Origin of the sequence: Candidatus Amarobacter glycogenicus, assembly GCF_016704105.1 — a bacterium.
Taxonomy (GTDB): Bacteria; Chloroflexota; Dehalococcoidia; order Tepidiformales; family Tepidiformaceae; genus Amarobacter; species Amarobacter glycogenicus.
On the sequence record NZ_JADJAT010000004.1, the window covers coordinates 338533 to 359384 of the forward strand.

The 20852-nt window shown below is 66.1% G+C and carries 22 protein-coding genes and 2 tRNA genes; 8 read left to right on the forward strand and 16 right to left on the reverse strand.

Features of this window, described 5'->3' with window-relative positions; genetic code table 11:
* The first annotated feature begins 2 nt into the window (after positions 1–2).
* Both IPG14_RS09085 and IPG14_RS09090 read left to right on the forward strand, forming a co-directional pair.
* Positions 3–1241, forward strand: a complete 1239-nt coding sequence (locus IPG14_RS09085; protein ID WP_343391584.1) for a hypothetical protein — start codon at positions 3–5, stop codon at positions 1239–1241.
* Positions 1242–1278: 37 nt separating this feature from the next.
* Positions 1279–2358, forward strand: coding sequence for a serine hydrolase domain-containing protein (locus tag IPG14_RS09090; protein ID WP_343391585.1), 1080 nt, complete (start codon positions 1279–1281; stop codon positions 2356–2358).
* Positions 2359–2470: 112 nt separating this feature from the next.
* Here the strand turns inward: IPG14_RS09090 and IPG14_RS09095 are convergent, their stop codons facing one another.
* The 3 genes from IPG14_RS09095 to IPG14_RS09105 form a co-directional block, all read right to left on the reverse strand.
* Positions 2471–2680, reverse strand: a complete 210-nt coding sequence (locus IPG14_RS09095) for a hypothetical protein (protein WP_343391586.1) — start codon at positions 2678–2680, stop codon at positions 2471–2473.
* Entirely contained in the window at positions 2635–2943 is a 309-nt protein-coding gene (locus tag IPG14_RS09100; protein WP_343391621.1) for a hypothetical protein, read from the reverse strand. Before IPG14_RS09100 ends, IPG14_RS09095 begins: the two co-directional genes overlap by 46 nt.
* Positions 2944–3022: 79 nt before the next feature.
* Positions 3023–3325 carry a DinB family protein gene (locus IPG14_RS09105; RefSeq protein ID WP_343391587.1) on the reverse strand — a complete coding sequence of 101 codons (303 nt, stop codon included), beginning with the start codon at positions 3323–3325 and terminating at the stop codon, positions 3023–3025.
* 22 nt (positions 3326–3347) lie between these two features.
* On the opposite strand from IPG14_RS09105, the gene IPG14_RS09110 reads away from it, so the two are divergent.
* On the forward strand, positions 3348–3788 hold the full coding sequence (locus IPG14_RS09110; RefSeq protein ID WP_343391588.1) for a hypothetical protein: 441 nt from the start codon (positions 3348–3350) through the stop codon (positions 3786–3788).
* A gap of 270 nt (positions 3789–4058) precedes the next feature.
* Here IPG14_RS09110 and IPG14_RS09115 read toward each other — a convergent pair whose 3' ends face one another.
* Together IPG14_RS09115 and IPG14_RS09120 are read right to left on the reverse strand one after the other, a co-directional pair.
* On the reverse strand, positions 4059–6317 hold the full coding sequence (locus IPG14_RS09115) for a hypothetical protein (protein ID WP_343391589.1): 2259 nt from the start codon (positions 6315–6317) through the stop codon (positions 4059–4061).
* A gap of 304 nt (positions 6318–6621) precedes the next feature.
* A tRNA-Glu gene (locus tag IPG14_RS09120) sits at positions 6622–6698 on the reverse strand.
* A gap of 125 nt (positions 6699–6823) precedes the next feature.
* On the opposite strand from IPG14_RS09120, the gene IPG14_RS09125 reads away from it, so the two are divergent.
* Positions 6824–7513, forward strand: a complete 690-nt coding sequence (locus tag IPG14_RS09125; protein WP_343391590.1) for a hypothetical protein — start codon at positions 6824–6826, stop codon at positions 7511–7513.
* On the opposite strand, the gene IPG14_RS09130 is transcribed toward IPG14_RS09125, so the two are convergent.
* The 3 genes from IPG14_RS09130 to IPG14_RS09140 all read right to left on the reverse strand — a co-directional run bounded on the left by IPG14_RS09130 (position 7497) and on the right by IPG14_RS09140 (position 8986).
* Positions 7497–8510 carry a cytochrome c biogenesis CcdA family protein gene (locus IPG14_RS09130; protein ID WP_343391591.1) on the reverse strand — a complete coding sequence of 338 codons (1014 nt, stop codon included), beginning with the start codon at positions 8508–8510 and terminating at the stop codon, positions 7497–7499. The two genes, IPG14_RS09125 and IPG14_RS09130, sit on opposite strands and share 17 nt — an antisense overlap.
* Before the next feature lie 48 nt (positions 8511–8558).
* On the reverse strand, positions 8559–8804 hold the full coding sequence (locus tag IPG14_RS09135; RefSeq protein ID WP_343383832.1) for a hypothetical protein: 246 nt from the start codon (positions 8802–8804) through the stop codon (positions 8559–8561).
* A gap of 105 nt (positions 8805–8909) precedes the next feature.
* Positions 8910–8986 (reverse strand) — tRNA-Glu (locus IPG14_RS09140).
* Here IPG14_RS09140 and IPG14_RS09145 point away from each other — a divergent pair.
* Positions 8987–10276 carry a hypothetical protein gene (locus IPG14_RS09145; protein ID WP_343391592.1) on the forward strand — a complete coding sequence of 430 codons (1290 nt, stop codon included), beginning with the start codon at positions 8987–8989 and terminating at the stop codon, positions 10274–10276. It begins immediately after the preceding tRNA gene.
* A gap of 32 nt (positions 10277–10308) precedes the next feature.
* On the opposite strand, the gene IPG14_RS09150 is transcribed toward IPG14_RS09145, so the two are convergent.
* From IPG14_RS09150 to IPG14_RS09160, 3 genes are read right to left on the reverse strand one after another with little or no spacing between them, the layout of a single operon-like run.
* Positions 10309–10641, reverse strand: a complete 333-nt coding sequence (locus tag IPG14_RS09150; RefSeq protein ID WP_343388808.1) for an RNHCP domain-containing protein — start codon at positions 10639–10641, stop codon at positions 10309–10311.
* Positions 10634–11212 (reverse strand): GNAT family N-acetyltransferase, encoded by a 579-nt coding sequence (locus IPG14_RS09155; RefSeq protein ID WP_343388807.1) that lies wholly within the window; start codon positions 11210–11212, stop codon positions 10634–10636. The genes IPG14_RS09150 and IPG14_RS09155 overlap by 8 nt, the downstream gene beginning before the upstream one ends.
* 7 nt (positions 11213–11219) lie before the next feature.
* Entirely contained in the window at positions 11220–12620 is a 1401-nt protein-coding gene (locus IPG14_RS09160) for a sigma 54-interacting transcriptional regulator (protein WP_343388806.1), read from the reverse strand.
* A 273-nt stretch (positions 12621–12893) separates the two neighbouring features.
* Here IPG14_RS09160 and IPG14_RS09165 point away from each other — a divergent pair, with 273 nt between their 5' ends.
* Positions 12894–13850, forward strand: coding sequence for a carbonic anhydrase (locus tag IPG14_RS09165; RefSeq protein ID WP_343391593.1), 957 nt, complete (start codon positions 12894–12896; stop codon positions 13848–13850).
* 42 nt (positions 13851–13892) lie between these two features.
* On the opposite strand, the gene IPG14_RS09170 is transcribed toward IPG14_RS09165, so the two are convergent.
* Positions 13893–14489: a YdeI/OmpD-associated family protein gene (locus IPG14_RS09170; protein ID WP_343391594.1), complete on the reverse strand. Its 597-nt coding sequence runs from the start codon at positions 14487–14489 to the stop codon at positions 13893–13895.
* A 41-nt stretch (positions 14490–14530) separates the two neighbouring features.
* On the reverse strand, positions 14531–15328 hold the full coding sequence (locus IPG14_RS09175) for an enoyl-CoA hydratase-related protein (protein ID WP_343391595.1): 798 nt from the start codon (positions 15326–15328) through the stop codon (positions 14531–14533).
* A gap of 76 nt (positions 15329–15404) precedes the next feature.
* On the opposite strand from IPG14_RS09175, the gene IPG14_RS09180 reads away from it, so the two are divergent.
* Together IPG14_RS09180 and IPG14_RS09185 are read left to right on the forward strand one after the other, a co-directional pair.
* Positions 15405–16268, forward strand: coding sequence for a PIG-L family deacetylase (locus IPG14_RS09180; protein ID WP_343391596.1), 864 nt, complete (start codon positions 15405–15407; stop codon positions 16266–16268).
* Between the two features lie 71 nt (positions 16269–16339).
* A complete protein-coding gene (locus IPG14_RS09185) occupies positions 16340–17779 on the forward strand; it encodes an FHA domain-containing protein (RefSeq protein ID WP_343391597.1) in 1440 nt (479 codons plus the stop codon).
* Positions 17780–17785: 6 nt separating this feature from the next.
* Here IPG14_RS09185 and IPG14_RS09190 read toward each other — a convergent pair whose 3' ends face one another.
* The 3 genes from IPG14_RS09190 to IPG14_RS09200 form a co-directional block, all read right to left on the reverse strand.
* A complete protein-coding gene (locus IPG14_RS09190; protein ID WP_343388800.1) occupies positions 17786–18295 on the reverse strand; it encodes a phage tail protein in 510 nt (169 codons plus the stop codon).
* A gap of 98 nt (positions 18296–18393) precedes the next feature.
* Positions 18394–20364, reverse strand: a complete 1971-nt coding sequence (locus tag IPG14_RS09195; protein WP_343391598.1) for a putative baseplate assembly protein — start codon at positions 20362–20364, stop codon at positions 18394–18396.
* Positions 20365–20445: 81 nt separating this feature from the next.
* A complete protein-coding gene (locus IPG14_RS09200) occupies positions 20446–20850 on the reverse strand; it encodes a GPW/gp25 family protein (RefSeq protein WP_343383850.1) in 405 nt (134 codons plus the stop codon).
* Positions 20851–20852 lie beyond the last annotated feature (2 nt).

Below are 20852 nucleotides of genomic sequence, written 5' to 3' on the forward strand. Positions count from 1 at the left end.
GAATGCCATCCATCGATTCGCGTGCACTGCCGGAAGTCACAGCACGGCCCGCCCGGACTCAAGCGAGGGACTTCGCGGCCGGCATCATCCTCAGCGGGTTCGCGCTGGGCCTCATCCTCGCGTTCACCGACCTCAAGACGGAGGATACGGCCCTCTACCGGGATCCCGGCTGGGACCGCCACCTCTACCGACTCATGGCCGAGCAGGGCATCTTCGAGTTCCGGCTCGCACCCTACTGCTGGCGCGTTTTCGTCCCGGCCATAGCGGGCTGGTCTCCCTTCAGTCTCCAGGCGAGCTTCTTCACGATCACTCTTGCGGCGCTCTGGGCGACGGGAGTGTCGCTCTTTCTCCTGGCCCGCCGCACGGGCCACTCGCTTTCGCTGGCGGCAGCGGGAGTGCTGCTGTTCTTCTCGCTCGGTTGGGGCGCGAAATTCATCCTCGCCGACTTCTGGATCCCCGATGGTGTCGCCTTCCTGCTCGTCACGTTCGCACTCTGGACCGCGCTCGAACGAAGGCTGTACCTGTTCTCGGCCGTCATGGTGCTTGGGGCCATCACCAAGGAGTCGGTGCTTCTCGCCGCACCGCTCTACTTCTGCCTGAACGTCCGGCGCCCCTTCGACTGGCGGTTCGCCGGCCGCTGTCTTGTTGCCCTCGCGCCGGCTGCGTTCGTCCTCGTCGCGGTTCGCCTCGGGATCGCGCAGGGGAATGGGGACGAGGCCTACTTCGCGACGATGCCCGAGGACATTCGTCGCTTCCCGGAACTGTACGGCCCGTACAACTACTGGACGCTGTTCGAAGACATCGGGCGCGAGCAGCGGCTGGACGATTGGAGCCTCCGCGCCCTGTGGAGCTACACGACCAGCCCGTTCGGGTGGGCGCTGCCGCTTCTTGCGGCGTTGGGCACCCGGCGGTTGCGGAGGGTCGCACTTGGGATGCTGCCGTTCTTCCTTCTCACCTACGCTCAGTTGCTTTTCGCGACCGACACTCAACGTCTACTGGTCCTCGTGGCGCCGTGCCTCGTGGTCCTCGCGCTCGAAGGCGCCGCCGACTTGCGCGGACGGATCGCATTCGCACAGCCGTTCGTGCTGCTGGTCTCGGTCGCCGTTTTCTCCCTGGTGCTGACCGCCCGGCAGGACTACGACACGAACCTCGCTTCGCAGGTGATTGTCATGGTTGGCGGGGGCGTCATCGCCATGGCGCTGGCCCTCGTCCGCCGCCGGGAGCTGGATGCGGGCGTATAGTCCGCTCTCGACCTCCCAATCGCAGGTGAGACACCAAATGAACGAACTCCCAACAGCTGTCGCGGCTCTCGACCGCGGGATGATGGAAGGTCTCCACATCGGTTGGCAGCTCTACGTCTCTCTCGGTGGGCGAGTTGTTGCCGATGCAGCGGGTGGCGAATCCCGCCCGGGCGTGCCGATGACCAGTGACACCTTGATGGTCTGGTTTTCCGCGACGAAGGCGGTTACATCGGTCGCGGCGGCACAGCAATGGCAGCGGGGCCGCTTCGACCTTGACGATCCGGTGGCTGCCTACATCCCCGAGTTTGGGACGAAGGGCAAGGACGCGATCACCATCCGGCACCTCTTTACCCACACCGCCGGAATCCGTTCCGCCGATGTCGACGCGCGCAGCCCGGCGGGGGTGGTCCCCGGCGGGACGGGCTACAGCCCGTTCGTTTCGCCGTGGGACGAGCGTCTCGCAAGGATTGTGCAGGCGGAGATCGAGCCGGGATGGGTGCCGGGACGCCGGGCCGGGTACCACCCGTTCTCCGGAATGTTCCTCCTGGCCGAGATCGTGCAGCGCCTCGATGGCCGGCCGTTCTCGCGGTATGTGCGCGAAGAGATCTTCGAGCCGCTCGGCATGCAGGACTGCTGGCTGGGCATGCCGGGCGAAGCGTTCGCCTCCTACGGTGACCGCATCGGCGTCCTCCATCTCACCCGGCCCGGGCGACAACCGTTCCCGTTCCCGCGGGTCGATACGGAAGAGGGCTGCGCGGCGTGCGTGCCCGGTGGCGCCGGGCGCGGCCCTATGCGCGAACTCGGCCGGCTGTATGAGGCGATGCTCGGAAAAGGCGCACGGGATGGGGTACGCCTGCTCGACCCGCCGGCTGCGGAGGCTATGGTGGCCCGCCATCGCGTCGGCATGCACGACCAGACCTTCGGCATCGTCATCGACTGGGGCCTGGGATTCATCATCGACTCGGTGAACTATGGGCGGCACTGCTCGCCGCGCACCTTCGGTCATGGCGGTGGGCAGTCTTCCGTCGCGTTCGCCGACCCCGGAGCACCAGCTCGCCGTCGCCCTCGTGATGAACGGCCTTCCCGGTCCCGCAGTGCACTACACGCGGTTGAGTGAGATCACGGACAAGATCTACGAGGACCTGGCGCTCGCATCGGCAGGCGATGCCGGGCGCGACCACCCAGTCCCAACATCGGGATTCCAGTAGGCGGGAGTTTCGTCCGGGACCCTACCGCCCCAGCGCCACCGCTGCCAGATCCGCCGTCAGCCGGGCGTGGGCGAGGTGTTCTGCGGTGTGTCGCGCGACGATGATCAGGACTTCGCGTCCCGGGATTTCGCCCCGCCAGTGATGTGGCACCGGCCCATCGATGCGCTCCTGTGGCAGCGTGCGCATCACGGCTTCGAGCCGTTCGCAAAGCGGTGTCCAGGTGGCGAGCACCTCATCGCGGGAGATGTGCTCCCCGAAGTTCGCCTCCCGGTCGTAGTTGTACTCGAGCCCGCCCAGGGTGTGGAGGATGTTGACGCCGGCGTTCGCGAGGCGTGGCGGGCGAGGATGATGATGGAGTTCGCATCGCGCGCAGGTGGCCGCCAGCGAATGACTTCATCGTCTTGCCCGGCGACGAGGTCGAGCAAGTCCGAGAGCGATGACTTGATGTATCGCCAGAACTGTTCGGCTTCTTCGGAAAGGTATTCGGCAGGCATGGGCGGCGTGAAGTGAGAGCGCCACTCTAACCGCTTTTCGAACGCCGCGGGACGGTCCGGTTCGAGCACCACTGGACCGCTACGTCGCGGGGAAGCCCACCCCGGAACGAATCCCCTTCACCTGGTCCGCGTGCATCCCCAGGTGAAAGAACATGAAGGCGACCCATTCGCGATGGTTGAGGGGACCGAAGACCCCGTGAGGCAGGACGGCATCGTTTCCGTTGGCCGCCGGGACGTTCGCCAGCCAGGCGTGCGCGTCGGTGAAGCCACGGCGCAGCTCCTCCAACGCATGGGCGAACGAGAGACTCCGGGTACTCCTTCTGCCAGAGACGATCGCGCGGAGGTTGGCGGCCGGAGGAGAGGTCGCGCGAGATTTGGCCACACGAATCTAGCGAGTCAACGATGTGGCCGATATGGTCGACGATCGGCCATTCCCCTGGGGCCGGGATGTGCCGCGCCTGGACCTCGCTGAGGCCTTCGAAGACGGCCATCGTGCGCGCTTCGACTTCGCTGAGCTTCGCTTCAAGGTCGGAAAGTGGCGCCCGCGCCTGTTCGCGAAAGCGAGCCGAAAGCGAACCATCAAAGATCGCGAGCCGGTTGCCCTCGGAGTCGAGGAAGTAAGCGGTGAGGCCGAGGGGGCTATGTTCGGTGGCGCCCGTGAAGCGCACTGCGAGCCGTTCGAGGCGGGCGCGCGCTTCCTCGATGCCACCTTCGGCCTGGAAGACCACCACCGGGCCGCCCCCTTCCGGGGGACGCGTCGAACGGACGAGCGTGATCATGCCGCCGTGGGCATCACCGAGGAAGAAGCTGGCGGCCTGGTCTCCCATGCGGACGACCGGCGGTAGATCGAGGACGTCCGCGTAGAAACGCGCGGCCCGGGTGAGGTCCGCCACTGGGATCTCGATGTTCTGAAGGCGCATCCCGGTCCCACCTCTCCCAGCCCGGGCAGTCTCCCGGCCTGCAAGGAAGTCCTGGAGATTCTACCCGGTCGCGTGCGCGACCGGAGCGCCAGCGCAGTTCGCCGCGAAAGGGCGGCGTTCTGGCCAACGAGGCCGGTGGGGCGCGCGCCAGCCTCCCCGTGTCCCTGGAGAGACTGGCGAACCGGATTCCGGGTCCTACGGCCCCCGGATCGCCGTGAAGTCCCAGGTGAAGACGTCGCCTTCGGCGTCGGCGGTGCCCGTCATGTGTCTTCCGTCGGCCGAGAACTTCAGCGGCACCTGCCTGTCATCAACGGCGAGTAGCCAGATCCGCGGGGCCGTAGACAACGACACGGCCGGGCACGCCTGCGTCATCGTCACAGGGGGAGTCAGGCCTCCGCCGACGTAGACACGATGGAAATCGCCGGCCGGGACGAAATTGTTGGTGACCAAGAAGTTCGTAGTCGGCGGCAGGTTGGCGAAGTCAAACGTAGCGCCGCCTGAGTACGTGCACCCGCCATCGTTGCCCGAGGCCCGGAACGTGATTGTGCCCCCAATCGGCCGGTAGCTGATGGCGACGACGCCATAGCGGTCCCCTACGGCGGCAGCGATCACACCAGGGCCGCCACCATTCGGTACGCGCTCCCATGTGACGTTCGCGGTCGTGCTCTGCGTGCTGGTCGGGTTGACCCACGTGGCCGTGCCCTGCCACTTCCAGCAGCCAATGTTCGAGGCCCAGAGCCGCGGTCCCAGGCTACCAACGGGCTTGATCGGCAGGTTGGCGCGGTCATGGTCGCTGTTGCTGAGGATGATCACGAGGCGTTCGACACGGTCGTTCGGGTCGTCCAGGCACATGATGCTCGATGGAGTTTTGCTCCAGTCCGCCACCTCCCAGTCCTTGCCCTGGCGCTTGATCAGTGCATGCACCTTCCCGTACTTCTTCACCGGCTCGGTGCCATCGAGTTCCGTAGACGTGAACACCTGCGCCCCGTCGATGTTCTCGATCTTCAGTTCATAGGTGAAGCCGTTGAGGAAGGCGAGCGTGCTGACGCTGCCGTCGAACGTGAATTCGTAGTAGGCCGAAGACAGGTGCACCAGCTCGGGATTCGTAAGCGGCACCTGCTGGTCAGGACTGGCAGACACGGCTTTCGGGGAGAACCCAGACTGCCGTGCGGCACGGAAGGTGACGTCGTCGAGCGTGCGGTACTGGTCCAATGGCGCCCAACCCGGGTCCGGGTTCCAGTTGTACTTGACGAACTCAGGCCAGTGCTTCGCGAAGCCGCCCGGAAGTGCGCCATCTATTGCCTTAAGACTGTCACTATTCGTCGCGGCCGACCAGATATCCTTGACGACGGACTCCGCTACGCCTGCAACTCGCGTAAGGTAGAACAGGAAGATGTAGGCCCCATACTCGTGGTTTTCCAGCACGGATTCCAGTGGTTGCCGCGGGTGATCGAGGAAATCTGCCAAGACGAAGTGCTCGTCGGTGCTGTTGTAGGTCTTCTTGTAGATGTAGTCTTCTGCCCACTGGGCTGTGGCCTCGTTCAGCCAACGGTACTCGTCACATCCCCCTGCTCGCGGAAATGCCCGAACGAACGAATGCATGAGTTCGTGCGCCAGGGTGGCGAATGATTTGGCGGGGTTGAGTTCCATGAAGGTGGTCCACGGACCCCTGCAGTCGTTCGGCGACTCGGCCCGGACGCGGGCGCCGACCACCGTCACGAGGTAGATGTCGTAACGAGAGCTACCGCCAAAGTCCCCGCAGATGAGCAGGCAATCCGGCAGCGGCTCTCGTCCCATCAAGCCGGTCAGCTTGGGCCAGATGACGTTCTCGGCCTCGCTGACGATCGAAGCAGCCGTGCCCGCAAGGGCGGGCGAGCCGGCGGGATAGTGGACTCGCACCTTCGCTCCCGTCACGTTCAGCCACGGCCCGGCAGGCCGCGCGGCGGCGCTAACCTCACCGGCGGAGGCGGTTAGCGCCCCCGCGTCGGTCGCGTACCACCAGCTGTCGGGATGGTCGGGACGGAGCCGGAACGGTGCCAGAAGCGCTTTCGCTGACGCCGACAACGTGTCGAAATCCGCAAACAGGTCGACCGAGTCCGGCAGTTCTCCGTCTGCCCGGTACGCAGCCGGGAGCCGCGGGTCCGCGTAGCTCGCGTACACCCGGTAGATCACCGCCTCCTCGGCGGTGATCTGCAACTTCGCCAGCGCCTCGTCGATCAGGTCGTACGAATTGGGCGCGTCGGGCGTCGGCGCCGGCGTGCCCGGGTCCGGCGTCGGCGACGGTGTGGGACTCTGTGTCGGCGCGACTTCCGGGGGGTCCTTCGCGAGGCCTGGCACCATCAGGCGGTAGGAGAGTTCGTTGGGCACGCCCCGCGCAGACGGCTGGCCCGCGGCCACAACCGCGAGCGCCGCCACGAGCGACACAAGGCCGAGCGCCATGAACGGCTGTCGCACTCTCGGAGGACCTCCGGCGGGTGCAGTATGCACAATCCGGATCCAATATCAACAGTCCCGTATCAACAGCCCGCGCCCATAACGTGACCTGCCGGATTCGGCCGTAGCGGACGGACATCGCCGTAACGGCCGGGCCGGCCGCAGGTGGAGACCCACCATCGAGACCTTTTCTGGCCAATGCGGATCCACTATGGCATGGACCGTGAAGACCGCCGCGAACGGGCACGATCCAGAGCCTGGCAATTCGTCAGGTTTCGCAGGAACAGGTCCGGGACGAAACCGGCCGTTCCATGCCCGATCTGAGTGGTAGCGCGTAGGGGATTCGAACCCCTGATCTCCGCCTTGAAAGGGCGGCGTCCTGGGCCTCTAGACGAACGCGCCGCGCGCCACAGAGTATCACCCGCTCCTCGCTTCCCGCCAACGCGATGCGAGCGAGTTCCATTGGGGCCCGGTTTTCGGCCCTTCCGGACGTCGAAGGCGATTCGGAAATGGACGATGCTCAACCCGTGGCAACGGTGGTGGCTGCGAAACCCTTCCAGCCCGGCACCACACGGATGGTTGGCTTCCGCCGCCGTTCGTGGTTCTTCCGCGTCCTGCTTGGCGAAACGGCCGGTTTTGTGGTCCCCGGCCTCGCTTGGTTTGCCGTGTGGAAGGCCGTGCTCCCTCCTCCGGGGGCAGCCGCCATCGTTGCCCTATCCGGCGCCGCGGAAGGTGCGGCACTCGGCATCGCCCAGTGGCTCACGCTGCGAGAGTGGCATGCCGGCTTCTCAAGGACCTGGATCCTCGCCTCCGCTGCCGGCGCATCCGTCGCCTGGGCCTGCGGCATGACTCCTTCGACCGCCCACGACCTCGGGTCTCCCACCTGGCTGAGCATCGCCCTCGGTGTTTCGCTTGCGCCTGTCCTCCTCCTGTCCCTCCCCGGCGCCCAGTGGCTGGTCCTCCGGCGCTACGTGCCGAAGGCATGGAAGTGGGTTATTTGGAGCACGGCTGGCTGGCTCCTCGCGCTCCCCCCGACGTTCATCGGTCCGGCAATCCTCCCGTCCGATGCATCGAGCCTTCAGATCGCCGTCACCTGGGCGATCTCCGGTATGGCCATGGCGGCCATCGTCGCGGCCTTCACCGGCTACGCAATGAGCAGGATCCTGCAATCCACGGTCGCTAACCTGGACGCCGGAACCCTCAGAGCCCCTGGTTGAAGTCCGCGAACGAGAAGAGTTCGTTGAGGCCCGTCAGCCTGCCTGAGATCAAGAGCACTCCGACGCCGATCAACATCAGCCCCGAGACTACCTCGATCACCGGCCCATACGGCTGGATCCGGCGAAGGAAACGGTTCACGTCCGATATCGCGAGCCCCGTGATCAGGAACGGGATGCTCAACCCCAGCGCGTACCAGGCGAGCAGATGGGTTCCCCGCAGCGCGCCGCCCGAATCGGCTGCCAGGGTCAGGATGCTCCCGAGGATAGGACCCACACACGGCGTCCAGCCGAGCCCGAACGCACCGCCGACGAACGCCGAGCGCAAGTAGCCAATCGGCTGATTGGTGGCGATGCGCACTTCGAACGTGCGCGAGAAGAGCGTGAGTTGCAGGTAGCCGGCGAACCGCAGCCAGACCGCCAGCAGGACGGCGCCGAGGAGGACCAGGCGCGTCCGGTCGTCCTTCAATTCGGCGACTTCGGCGAGGAAGAAGTAGACGCCGGTGAGCCCTACCAGCAGGAACGCCGATTTCAGCGGGTCGGCCCGGCCGCGGGGCGGGATAACGAGTACGCCCATGAACACGAGCACCGCCCCGGCGAAGTCGCCGAGCTCCCGCTGGTTGTCGACGAGGAAGTACGAGCCCACGAGCCCGGCCGCCGCCCCGAGGGCGATAAAGACGAGTGAGAGCCCACTTACGAATGCGACCGCGTGCGTGAACGTCACGCGCCGGTCGGCCGTGAAGTTCCCGTTCTGAATGCTCGAACCGGAGACCTGTGCGATGAAGATCGGCACCATGGGGAGCACGCAGGGCGATACGAACGAAAGCACGCCTGCGGAGAACGCGAGGAACGGCCCGCCCGGACCTTCCAGGCTCAGGCTCGAACCGCCGAGCGGCCCGATCGCGAAGGCAACCACCGGGATGAGCACGAGTGCGGCGAAGAGGACGTACAAGGTCGACCGGGACCCGATCGACCGTCCGAACACGCGTTGCGTTGCCATCCGAGCCGGATCATACCCCCGTCAGCGGCTTACGAACGTGAGGTTCGTTTACCTGAACGGGTTCGCATCGGGGTCCGCAAGGGAGGGAGTCGCTTCTTCGAGACCCAACAGGCGGAGGCGGGCCGCATCGTAATTGTCCTTGGCTCGTGCTTCCCGGTTCAGGAGGCCTTTCAACTGGTCCGGCCTGGGTCGTTCATCTCCAAGGAAGACGCGGTGGACGTGTTCGATCTGCTTCGACCAGGCTTCCCATGCCTCGCGGTAAAGCGCGGCGGTTGCCTCATCGACGAATGCCATGACACCCTCCCGGGAGGAGTCGCGAAACCCCGGAGATGTTAGGGATCAGACTACCCCGGACGAAGCAAACGAGCAGGGCATCTGCCCTGCTCGAGTCGGCTGTGCTGGTAGCGCATAGGGGATTCGAACCCCTGATCTCCGCCTTGAGAGGGCGATGTCCTGGGCCACTAGACGAATGCGCCGTGCCGTTCAGGATAGCCGCGCCCCCTCCAACCGGGCAAGAGCGAACCCGCCTGGCGAGCTTCATCGTGGCGATGTGCCTGGTCATCCTCTTGCCGGCCTGCCGGGAGGGTGATTCCGGACCGGCTACCTACCCCCTCTCTCCGGAGTTGCAGGCGGTCATGGCCGGTCTCTCCGAACAGCGTGGGCTCCCGGCCGCGACCAACATCCGAGCGGGCCTGGTCCGCCGCGACGATGTCAGGAGCGTCGTCGGCGATGCCCTGAGCGACTCGGACCGCCAGGCGTTTGCGCACCTCACTTCCCTCTACCGGCTCCTGGGCCACCTCGGCCCCGGCGAGGACTACGAGGACCTCTACCTTGACTTCGTCGCCGACGCTCTCGTTGGCCTGTATCTGCCCCTAACGGATGAGTTCCTTGTCGTGGACGATGGAGAGAGCATCGACTTCGCCGCGCTCAGCGCGCTCCAGCGGTCGATTGTCGCCCACGAATTCGTCCACGCGCTCCAGGATTCAGCCTTCGACGTCCCGAAGCTGTTCGAAGCGGCGGGAGACGAACTGGATTGGACGCTGGCGCTCACTGCCGTCATCGAGGGAGACGCTGTCTTGCATGAGGGCCTCTGGACGCGTGGCCACGCGCAGCAGGTGGGAGCTGGACGGGCGTGGCTTGGCGCCCAGGCGCCCCGGGCCGCGGTTCCCCCCTCCGTCGAGCGCGAATGGCGCTTCCCGTACGAAGCCGGGACCGAGTGGGTCAGCGTCGTCCGCGCCAGCGGCGGCCAGCAAGCGGTGGACACGGTCCTGCGCGGACGCCGGATCACCACGGCCGAGATCCTTCACCCCGAGCTGTTCGCCTCCGGCTGGAAGCGGGCGGACGTGGCCCTGCCAGACCTGGCGCACGGCCTCGGTTCCGGGTGGAAGCACGAATCCGGAGGCTCGTTCGGCGAGTTCAACCTGCGCAATCTCCTGCAACTCCACCTGCCGGGCCTCGTCTCCGTCACCGCCTGCGCCGGCTGGGCGGGCGATCGTTACGATGTCTACCGGTCGGGGAGTGAGTCGGTCGCCGCCATCCGCGTCGCCTTCTCGTCCGCCGGCGAATCGGCGGAGTTCGTTGCTGCCATCGACCAATGGCTCGATGCCGCCGGGGGTGTTCGGGGCGCCGCGGGCCAGCCCCTGTACTCGCTTCGCGACGGTCGCGGCCTGGCAGTGACCTCGCCGGCGGCAAACGAGGTCCTTCTAGTTTTCGGTACAACGCCATCCACCGCCGGCAAGGCTCTCCAGCTTCTCGGCGGCTCCTGACTTCCGCTCTGTGGGAAGAGCCCCCGTTGGAGTTAGCTCAGGAACTCCATCGGTACGGGCGGGTTCGCGAGGGGCTTCGCCGCGACCGCCAGCAGCAACATCACGCTGTCGTCTCCGGCGATCCGGTTCTCGTGCAGCACCCCGCAGCTCTTGCAGCGATGGATCAGCATCCACTCTCCGCCCTGCGCCACGAACACAGCCAGCGGCTCCATCGGGCCGCCGCACGCTGCCTTCCGATCCCCTGGGAAGTTGTCGACGTGACGGCTCCAGAGGCACTGCGGGCAATGGTTTCGCTGGGTGGTCCCAAATGAGAGCGTGTCTACGTGCTGCTTGCACTTCACACAGCGAAACGAATCGTCAGCCATCTCGCATCATTGTGCCCTCAGACGCCCTACCCGGCATCTGCAACAACTTCTTTCCCATCACGTAGAACGGGTAACCCCCGTTCGTGAATGGCATCTCGATGATGGTCTCGAAGCCAAGCCGCCGGTAGAGGTTGTGCGCGTCGCTATCCGTCCGGGTACTTAAGACGCAGGTTGCGGCGGGCCGGTCGGCAAGCAACTCGCGGATCAGTCCGGCGCCGATGCCGTGGCCCTGCACAGCGGGATGCACAGCGATCTCGACAAGCTCGTACGAGTCGCCCAGCCACTCGGCGGCTTCGAGGGGCTTCAACGCCCGCGTTACCGTGTCGTGCCACCACTGGCCAGCGGTGCCGCGGTAGCCATAGGCCATCCCAACCACCCGCTCCGGGCCGGTGCAAGCCACCAGCAGCTGGAAACCTGGGCGCAGCGCGTGCGTCTCGCGCATGCGCTGGCGGATCTCGCGGCCCCGATCCGGGTCGCTGTAGGGCGGCCGGCTGAATGCCTCGCCGTACACGGCGATGGCCCCCTCGAACAGGGGGCCATGCGCAGGAATGCTCAGTATCGACCAGTCCATGCGTCCGCTATCCGCGGTACTGCACTCTGCCGCCGACCTTGTCCTTGTTCAGCCGCTTGTTCAAGTGCAGACCCTCGAGGAGGAACTCCGCTGCTGCGGCTACTTCCGCTGGAGAACGCCCTGCTCCAGCCTTCTCCACCGCCGCCGGCATGCCTTCCACCTGGCCGACGAGCGCCACGTACTCCGCGCTCGGGGTCATGTCGCCGACTTCGACTGCGACGCCCGCCTTGAACCGGTTCACCACCTGCTCCAGTTCTCCGAGGTTGTAGTAGCGATTGAAGACGGCGACGACGGCGCCCTGGATCAGCTTGTCGATGATCTGGTCCTCGCGACCTTCCTCTACCGTCTCGAACTCGACCTTTCCGGAGAGCGCCGGGATAACGAACGGCAGGTCGCTGACGCGCGGCACCACCTCGTCTTCGCCGGTCACAATCGAGCGCCGGAGTGCGTTGGCGAGCATCGACTCGTAGTTCGCGATGCTGGCGCGCACGCTCACGCCGGAGCGCTGATTCACATCCGGGCTGCGGCGGGCGAGCCGGCTGATCTCGGCGATGATCTCTTTCATGAAGGCAGGGACGGAGACTTTGAAGTCCGCCGGCACGGGGTGGTGCTCGGCGTCCATGATCCCGATCTCATGTTCGATCTTCTGGGGATAGTGCGTCCGCACCTGGGCGCCGTAGCGGTCCTTCAACGGCGTGATGATGCGCCCGCGGTTCGTGTAGTCCTCGGGGTTCGCGCTCGCGACGACGAAGACATCGACGGGTAGCCGGATGCGGTAGCCCCGAATCTGGACGTCCCGCTCCTCCATGATGTTCAGGAGGCCGACCTGGATGCGTTCCGCCAGGTCCGGGAGTTCGTTGATGCAGAAGATCCCGCGGTGGGTGCGAGGGATCAGGCCGTAGTGAATCGTCAGTTCATCGCTCAGGTAGCGGCCTTCGGCGACCTTGATGGGGTCCACCTCGCCGATGAGGTCGGCGATGGTGATGTCGGGCGTCGCCAGTTTTTCACCGTAGCGCTGATCGCGACCGATCCAGGCGATCTCCGCGGCGTCGCCTTTCTCTGCGAGGATGTCCTTGCCCAGCCGCGTGATCGGGTCGAAGGGGTTCTCGGCAAGCTCGCAGTGCGCGAGCACCGGCGTTTCATCGTCCAGCAGCGACGTAAGCGAGCGGATGATGCGCGACTTGGCCTGGCCCCGTTCGCCCAGGAAGATGATGTCCTGGCCCGCGAGGATGGCGTTGACGATGTGAGGGATCACGGTCTCTTCGTACCCGTAGATGCCGGGGAAGATCTCGTCGCCGCTGCGGAGCTTGGCGATCAGGTTTTTTCGCATTTCTTCGCGGACCGGCAGGATCTGATAGCCCGAAGCTTTCAGTTCGCCGACCGTGCGCGGCCGTTCGAGAGTTGTCACAGAACCCACTCCTCTAGTTTTCCGGCGCAGGACGCCAGAGAGCCGAGGGAATGGGCTCGACGCCTGCCGCCTGGCGCTCGCCCCATCCCGGGACACCGCCTCTAGCGGTGCACCCTTCCATCGAAGGGCCTCGTGTGAGGGATCATAGATTGGCCTCGGGGGGTGTCAACCGGCACCCCACTGCCCTGTACCCGCCCTTAGGTGCCTTCCCCGATACGGCCCGCCGTCCCGGTGGACGATATCCCCGGTAACTCCTTTTCGGGGCGTCCAGCCATGTCCGAAGCCGCTGAAGCCGCAGAACCACTCGACACCCTCGATACCGCCGCCGGCTCGGCCGCGGAGTCCGCGCTCTCGCTCAATCGCAAGGCGGAAGGTGGCCTGTCGCTCCAGTTCTCGTTCGATATCCCCAAACTTCCGAGTTTCGCGCAGGTCGGGAGCTGGTCTCATCAGCAGCTCATCAACGGCGGCCTCATCGTGGCCGTCGTCGCGCTTGTCGCCTGGATCGTTTACCAGGAGAAGTTCGCCGCCGCCGAAGTCGCGGTCCCAGCCTCGGAAGAGCACGCTGCCGCGAACCTGCGGCCTAACGTCTCCACCAGTTTCAACCCGGACATCGAGTCGCCAGTCGTCGGCGCCGGCGCGTACATCGACAAGCTCGCCTCGGTCATCGGCAATGTCACCATCGGCAAGCAGGTGTTCGTCGCACCGTTCGCCAGCATCCGCGGCGACGAAGGTCAGCCTATCGTCATCGGCGATGGCTCCAACGTGCAGGACGGGGTCGTCCTCCATGCCCTGGAGACCCTGGCCGACGGCAAAACGGTCGAGAAGAACCAGGTCACGGTCGGCGGCAAGAAGTACGCCGTCTACATCGGCAAGGAGGTCTCCCTCGCCCACCAGTCGCAGGTCCACGGGCCCGCAGCGGTCGGGGACCACACCTTCGTCGGTATGCAGGCGCTCGTCTTCAAGGCAACCATCGGCAAGAACGTCGTCATCGAGCCAGGGGCGAAGGTCATTGGCGTCAACGTGCCCGAAAAACGCTACATCCCCGCGGGAAGCGTGATCACCACCCAGGCCCAGGCCGACGCGCTCCCCGAAATCACCGACTCCTACCCCTTCGCGACGCTCAACGACGGGGTACTTCACGTGAACGAAGCCTTTGCCGATGCCTATCTTCACCTCGAAGAAGGTGGCGAGAGTACCGGCGGGGCCGAGAAGCCAGCGGCGGGGCACTAGCGGCGACCCCTGGCCAACCCCGGCTCACCCGTATAACCGTGCTCAGGAAGCGTCCCCGGCCCGGCGCAACGGCGGGACCCGGACGCCCCGGCTGCAGCAGTCGATCAGGTCCCCAAGACGCTTCGCGCGAGTCTCGGGCCGCTTCGCGCTGACCACCCACCAGGTCGCGGTCTTGCGGTAGCCCGCCGGAGCGGACCGCCAGTAGGCCCAGGCGGCCGCGTTGGCTTCGAGGGCCGCCCCGTCGGCGGGCTCGAACGTCACTTCCGCCTGTTCGGAAGAGTAGATGCCGGACCGTTCCGCGGTCCTCGCCGCGAAGGCCGCGAGCCCTGCCGGTTCGACCAGTCCCAGCGCCCGCAGCTCCTCCAGCCTCCGGATGTTGATCAGGCTCCAAATGCTCCGTGGCCGCCGGGGCGTGTAGCGGGTCTTGTAGCTCGCGGCGCCGTTCGACTTGCGGATCCCATCGATCCAGCCGAAGCAGAGCGCCTGGTCGAGTGCCTCCGCAGTGGTCATCCCGGTCTTCCCGGAGCCCTTCCTGGCGAATCCAAGCCAGATCTCGGTGGCCGAGGCGTGCTCCTCCAGTAGCCACACCCGGAACGCTGCCGGCGTATCGAAGAATGTGCCCTCGCCCTCGTGGTCCATAACGGTTCCTTCCGCCGCCCGCGCCGCAGGCTCGCCGGCGACTAGCGGCCCTTGAACACCGGCTCCCGCTTTTCGAGGAACGAAAGGCGCCCCTCCCTGGCATCCTCCGAACTCTGCGTGATGCCCTGCAGAAACTGTTCCATCTCGATCTGTTCATCCAGCCCGCGAGTGAGCCCTTCGTGCGTCAGCCGTTTCATCAGCTCGATGGCGAGCGAAGGGCCGTCCGCGATTTCGCGGGCGAGCGCAGTGGCGCGACTCGCCAGTTCCTCGGCCGGGACGACTTCACTCACGAGGCCGATCCTTAGCGCCTCGGCCGCATCGATGATCCTGCCCGTGTACATCAGCTTCAGGGCGTTCTCCACGCCGACGAGCCGGGGGAGGAACCAGGTGCATCCCGTGTCCGCGACAATGGCGCGCTTCACGAAGATCGCGCTGAAGCGGGCCGCTTCCGAGGCGATGCGGATGTCGCAGGCCATCGCCAGCGAGAAGCCCGCGCCGACACTCGCGCCGTTCACGGCCGCGATCGTGGGCTTGCGGCAGTGATACAGGTTGGCGGTGCCGAGGTAGCGGGAGCGCATCATGCCCGGTCGCCCGCCGAGGGGCCGATCCGGCCAGTCCGACTCCCTCGTCCCGGTTGTCAGGTCCGTCCCCGCGCAAAACCCGCGTCCGGCGCCGGTGAGGAGCACGACCTTCACGCTATCGTCGGCATCGGCCGCGGCGATGGCGTTTTCGAGTTCTGCCCACGAACCCCAGGAGAGGGCGTTCATCTTCTCGGGTTTGTTCAACGTGATCCGCGCGATCCCGTGGTCGAGGGAGTAGCTGATGTCGTTGTAGTGCATGGGAACCCTCCGTGGCCGCCAACACTAGCCGTTCGGAGAACACCCTGCACCTCCGGTTCGCGTACGATGATTCCCCATGAACAACGTCCGCATTCTTGCCGTTTACGGCCACCCGGACGACGAGGGGCAGGCCACGGGCACCCTCGCGTCTTTCATCGCGCAGGGGGCCCAGGTGACCCTTGTATGCGCCACCCGCGGCGAGGTCGGTGAGATCAGCGATCCCGCCCTCGGCACGCCGGAAACGCTGGGCTACGTGCGCGAACTCGAACTCCGCGCAGCCATGGCCCAGATCGGTCTGAGAGACGTCCGCCTGCTCCCCTTCCGCGATAGCGGGATGGCCGGGACCCCCGAAAACGACGACCCCCGCAGCCTCCACCAGCAGCCTGCGGAAGTGGTTACCGGGCACCTGGTCCAGGTCATCCGCGATACGCGCCCCCACGCCGTGTTCACGTGGGACCCAACCGGAGGCTACGGTCACCCGGACCATATCGCCGTCCACAAGCACACCGTCGCTGCGTTCGAAGCCGCCGGCGACGAGCGACGGCATCCGGAGGCCGGTCCCGCCTGGAGTCCCGCGCACCTCTTCTGGGGCGCCTCCACGATGAAGCGCTTCGCCGGCATCTTCCTCGAACTCCAGCGCCGCGGCCTCCTCCCCGAAGGCATGGATCCCGCCCGCCAGGAGCGGTTCGAGAAGGCGATGGCCGAACCGGATCCGCCGCTTTCCAACATCGTGGATGTCCGCGACTTCATCGAACACAAGCGCCGGGCAGCCGGGATGCACCGCAGTCAGTTCGGCGAGAACGGGATGATGGCACGCATCCCCGAGGACCTCCGGGAGACCTTCTACGGCGAGGAGCGCTTCTATCGCGCCAACCCCGCGTACGCACCCGCTGAAGCCCTCAGGGGCCTGGAGGCGCTCCTCCCGGGACATCTCGCCTAGTCGCTGGAACCTCGCGTTTGTATGCTGCGTCCCAGTGCGGCCCGGGACGCCGCCTTCCGGAAGAGTTACGCATGGATTACGGCACACTGCGGGTGGCGACACCCGACGGTCAGATTCGCGAATACCCGATCACGGCGCCTTCGGTCGTCATCGGGCGCGCTGATGGCAACCAGGTCGTCATTGACCACGTCTCCGTCTCGCGGAGGCACGCCCAACTCGTCATCGAGTCGGGCCGCGTCACCATCGAGGACCTCGGCTCCGGCACCGGCACGTTTGTCGGCAGCCAGCGAGTGACCGGCAACGCGCCGTCGCTCGTGGAGAGCGGACAGTCGATGCGTTTCGGCGATGTCGAAGCGCGCTTCATCTTCGCCGAAGCCCTGGCGCCGCATGACGCGGGGGCTCCCTCGGCGGGCGCCAACGAGACCGAGCAGACAGTCGGCGTCACCCTCACCTCGCCCAGCCAGCCCGTTGCGGCCGGTTCGCCCACGACGGCGACGGTAAACGTCCAGAACCGCGGCACAGTGGTCGACGAACTCTCGATCGCCATCGTCGACCTGCCGGAGGGGTGGGCCAAAGTCAGCCGCCCGACACTCTCGCTCGTGCCCGGTGCGCGGGACGAGATCACGGTGGTCATCCAGCCGCCCAAGGATTCCACCGCCGCCGCCGGCGAATACCCGTTCTCCGTGGCGGTTACGTCGAAAGTGCACGGTCGTGAGGTCCGCGCGCTGGGTAAGATCTCGGTCCGGGCCTTCGAAGGCTTCCGTGTCACCCTTGACCCCACCCGGGCGAAGCGCGACTTCCACGTTTCTGTCTCGAACAGCGGCAACGTCACCATCCAGGTCGCCCTTTCGGCCAGCGATGAAGCACGCGAATTCGGCTACACCTTCGAATCCGCACAGGTGGAGCTCGCGCCGGGCGAGCAAAAGCGAGTCGCCCTCGCCGTGAAGCCAAAGGGCGGCAAGCTTTTCGGGCCCACGCTGAACCGCCCGTTCCGGGTCGAAGCACGCCAGGGCGCGAAGGAGTCCCCCACCACGGCGGAGGGCCAGCTGATCATCGCCCCGCCGCTCCAGCCGTATAAGCTGCCGATGATCGCCGTCCTGCTACTGCTCGTGCTCGGCGGCCTGGCGCTTGCGGCGATGACCCTTCTCGGCGGCGGCGACGATGAGAAACCGGCATCCAGCGAAAGCCCAACAGCGCCAGCGACCGTCGCCACCCAGGCGGCGCAGCCGACTGCGACCCCAGCCGGGCTCTTCGTCGGCCGCGCGGCGGTCATCGCGAATTCGGACCCGGTGCCGAACAACACCAACTGCCTGGCTGTGCGTTCCGCGGCATCGCGGGAAGGGGGCGAAATCCTTGGCCGCCTCTGCACGGGTGAGAAGGTAACGGTGAAGGCCGGACCAACCCAGGAAGGCGGCTTCACCTGGTGGCAGATCCAGAGCGCCGGCGGTCTCCTCGGCTGGGCGGCCGAAAAGAGCGCGGACGGCTCCCTGCCCTTCATCGTCCCTCAGTAGCTACCGTCAGGCCCCGTTTATCTCGATGGTGCAGCCGGCGAAAGCCGGCTTCTCCGCTTCGACCAGCGCCTCCACGTACGAACGTGCGAGGCTGGCACCGGCAGGCAGGCGGAACCGCACGGTGAACCGGTAGGCCAGGTTGCGGTTCCCCGCGATCTCGCTCAGGGTCGGTTCAATGACCTCCGGTTCGATGCCTGTGGCGAGTCTCAGGAACTCGCGCATGCCCCGTTTCGTCCCGCGCCATCGGTACAGGTCCGGCGCCGAGCGGATCATCTCGCGCTTGTTCTCTTGCGGTATCCGCGCGTCAACCACCATGCCCAGCCAGGAGCCAAGCCACGGCAAGAAGTCCTCCGGCGTGAGCGAGGCATCGAAGTAATCGGCGATGCTTCCAGCAGTCCGGTCCAGGGGCGAGAGAATGTGTTCGAAGATCAGGAGGAAGCGGCCTAGGAACTCGCTGTCCTGGTAGATGCCAGGCAGGAAATCCAGGTAAGAGCTTGCTCCTTCCGGGACCCCCATGGGGGCAGCATCGTAGCCGCTGACAGTCCAGGTTGACCCCCGGGGTGGTACCTCGCCATCACCAGGGCCAGGGATAACCGCAGGGGCCGTCGGCGTGGTCATCGGTTCGAAACCGTGACCACATGCTCGTAGGACAACAGGAGGACATCGTCGGCCACCGTGATCTTCTGTCCCGCGGCGCGCGATTGGCCAGTCTGGATGTCGACCTGGTAGAGCGTCACGTCCTGCGCGTACTCCACGCCGGGCACCGACTGCACCACCGATTGCATCTCCGAGAGGTAGAGGTCCCGGCCGAAGGGCCAGCCCAGGCCGTCCGGACCGCCGAGCAGGGGGTCCAGGTACTCCCGGACCCGGGTGGCAACCTCGGCCCGGACGTGGTCGCTGTTGCGATGGCGTTGCACAAGGATGCTCGCTTCGACGCTCACGCCGACGTATGCCGGCCCGTCTACCACGAGCTGGGTGCCCAGCAGCCGCCGCTCATCCAGGTACTGGTGCACTTCCTCAAGCAGCTCCGGGGGCGGCTGCAACGATTCGATTGTCCGCGCATGGTCCGGGGGCACCAGCGGCACGATCAGGAGTTCGATGGTGCCCGGCGGCACCGAGCTGCCGGCGCCATCGGCGCGGACCTGGATGCAACGCGCGCGAGCTACTCGCCGCGAAGCCTCTTTCGCGAGGAACTCGAAGTCGGCGGCCGTGATCGCCCTGTCCCGGGTCTTGATCATCATCGGCGCACGGAGGCGCGCCGCATCGAGCGTCTCGGGGTTCAGGCCGCCGGCTGCCGGCCGGCGGTTCGTCACCGTCGCTACATAAGGGATGCTCGATTTCAGGACGGTGAGCGTGTTCGCCCCAACGTTGCCGATAACCCCGCCGCCGAAGCGGTACCGGACGAACCGCAGGGCGGAGCCACGGATCGGCGTTCGCCCGTACACGTGCTCGAGTCCGTCCGGCTCCCTGACGGCAGGCCCGAAGGTGAGGTGCCCGCTTACGCCGTCGATCACATAGTGCTCGTCGTCTTCGCGCGAGTCGCGGAAATCCGGCACCTCCTGCCAGCGCTCCCATGCTCCGTCAGGTTCGAATACCTCGAGGTACTCGTCGTCGTCGCGGGCGAGGAGCGGCGCGTTGATGAAGGCGATCGATTCCCCGGGGACCCCGGAGGTCCGGCCGAGCAACTCGTTGATGACGAGGCTGGAGTGTGTTGCGGGCACGGTCCCGCCAATGGAGCTTGGCACGATCGTGTTCACTCGCGGCGAGGCGGAGTACGTCGGCTGGCGCGGCCGCGGCTGGATAACGCGCAAACGCAGCCAGTGCAGTTGGAGGCGCGAAAGGATGCGCGCTTCCATGCCGCCGGGGAGGTCGATGATGACCGCGCCATCCGTGTTCAGGCCGCCCGTCTCATCCCGTTCCACGCTGCAGCGCACCCAACCGCGCGTTTCTCCGCACCATGCCTCCCATGCCAGAGGCGGGTCCCGGGGGTCAACGCCGATACCCTCGACCGATGCATCGATCTCGAGGTTCATCACGTGGTTGCTCAAGTTCTCCACAAAGCCAAAGTGGAGCGTGTCGCCGGGGAGCGGGACACGCTGGAAGGCATCGAAGAACTCCCCGTCCAGCGTCAACTTGCTGGTGTAGTCGGCGTAGTTCACGTCGTCCGATGAGAAGAGGCATTGCCGCAGCGTCGGCGGCACGATCGTCAACTCGTGGTCCGTCGTGAAGGAAATCGCCTGCTCCTCGGCCGTCCGAACCGTGGCGACTTCGGTGCCGCGCGGGATGACGACGGGGCCTGGCTGGGGCGCAGAAAGCTTCAGGGTGACAGGTGTGCGCGCCGGCACGGCGTCCTTCAACCTCATCCCAATGAGGTCCATGAAGCGGAGATAGTTCTTCTCCGGCACCCGGTTCATCCGGTACAGGATCATGTCCGTCATCCAGGCGAACAGCTCGATGAGCGTGACGCCGGGGTCCGAGACATTGTGGTCGGTCCATTCCGGGCAGTAGCGGGGAATGAGGCCTTTGGCTTCGTTCACGATGTCCTGGAAACGCCGGTCATCGAGTTGGGGATCTGGCAGCGGCATGGGTCAGAGCTCCTGAGTGCGCCATTGTAGAGGCAAGGCGCCCAGTTCAGGCACCCCGCTCGCTACGACGATCCGTGCGCGCTACTCGTGTTCGATGAGATAGAACGGGTAGACCAGCGACCGTGCGTCTTTGGTGCCGCGCACCGTGTAGGTGACCTCGATGTTCAAGCGGCCCCGGTCGGCTTCAAGCGTATCGGCAGTCACGTGGACGGATTCGACTTCGATTCGGGGCTCCCACATGCCCAGCGCTTCTTCGACATGGCGGCGCGCGATCCCGAGCGTCTCAGAATTGTTCGGTGCGAACACCAGTTCGTGGATCCGGCAACCAAAAGCCGGCCGCATCATCCGCTCGCCGGGGCTCGTCCCGATGATGATCGAGATCGCTTCCTCGATCTCGACATGCCCGCCAGCCATGCGAATGCCGCCGGTGGCGTCTACACCCACCGGGAACCCCCAGCCGCGGCCGATCAGTATGTCGTCACTCATGG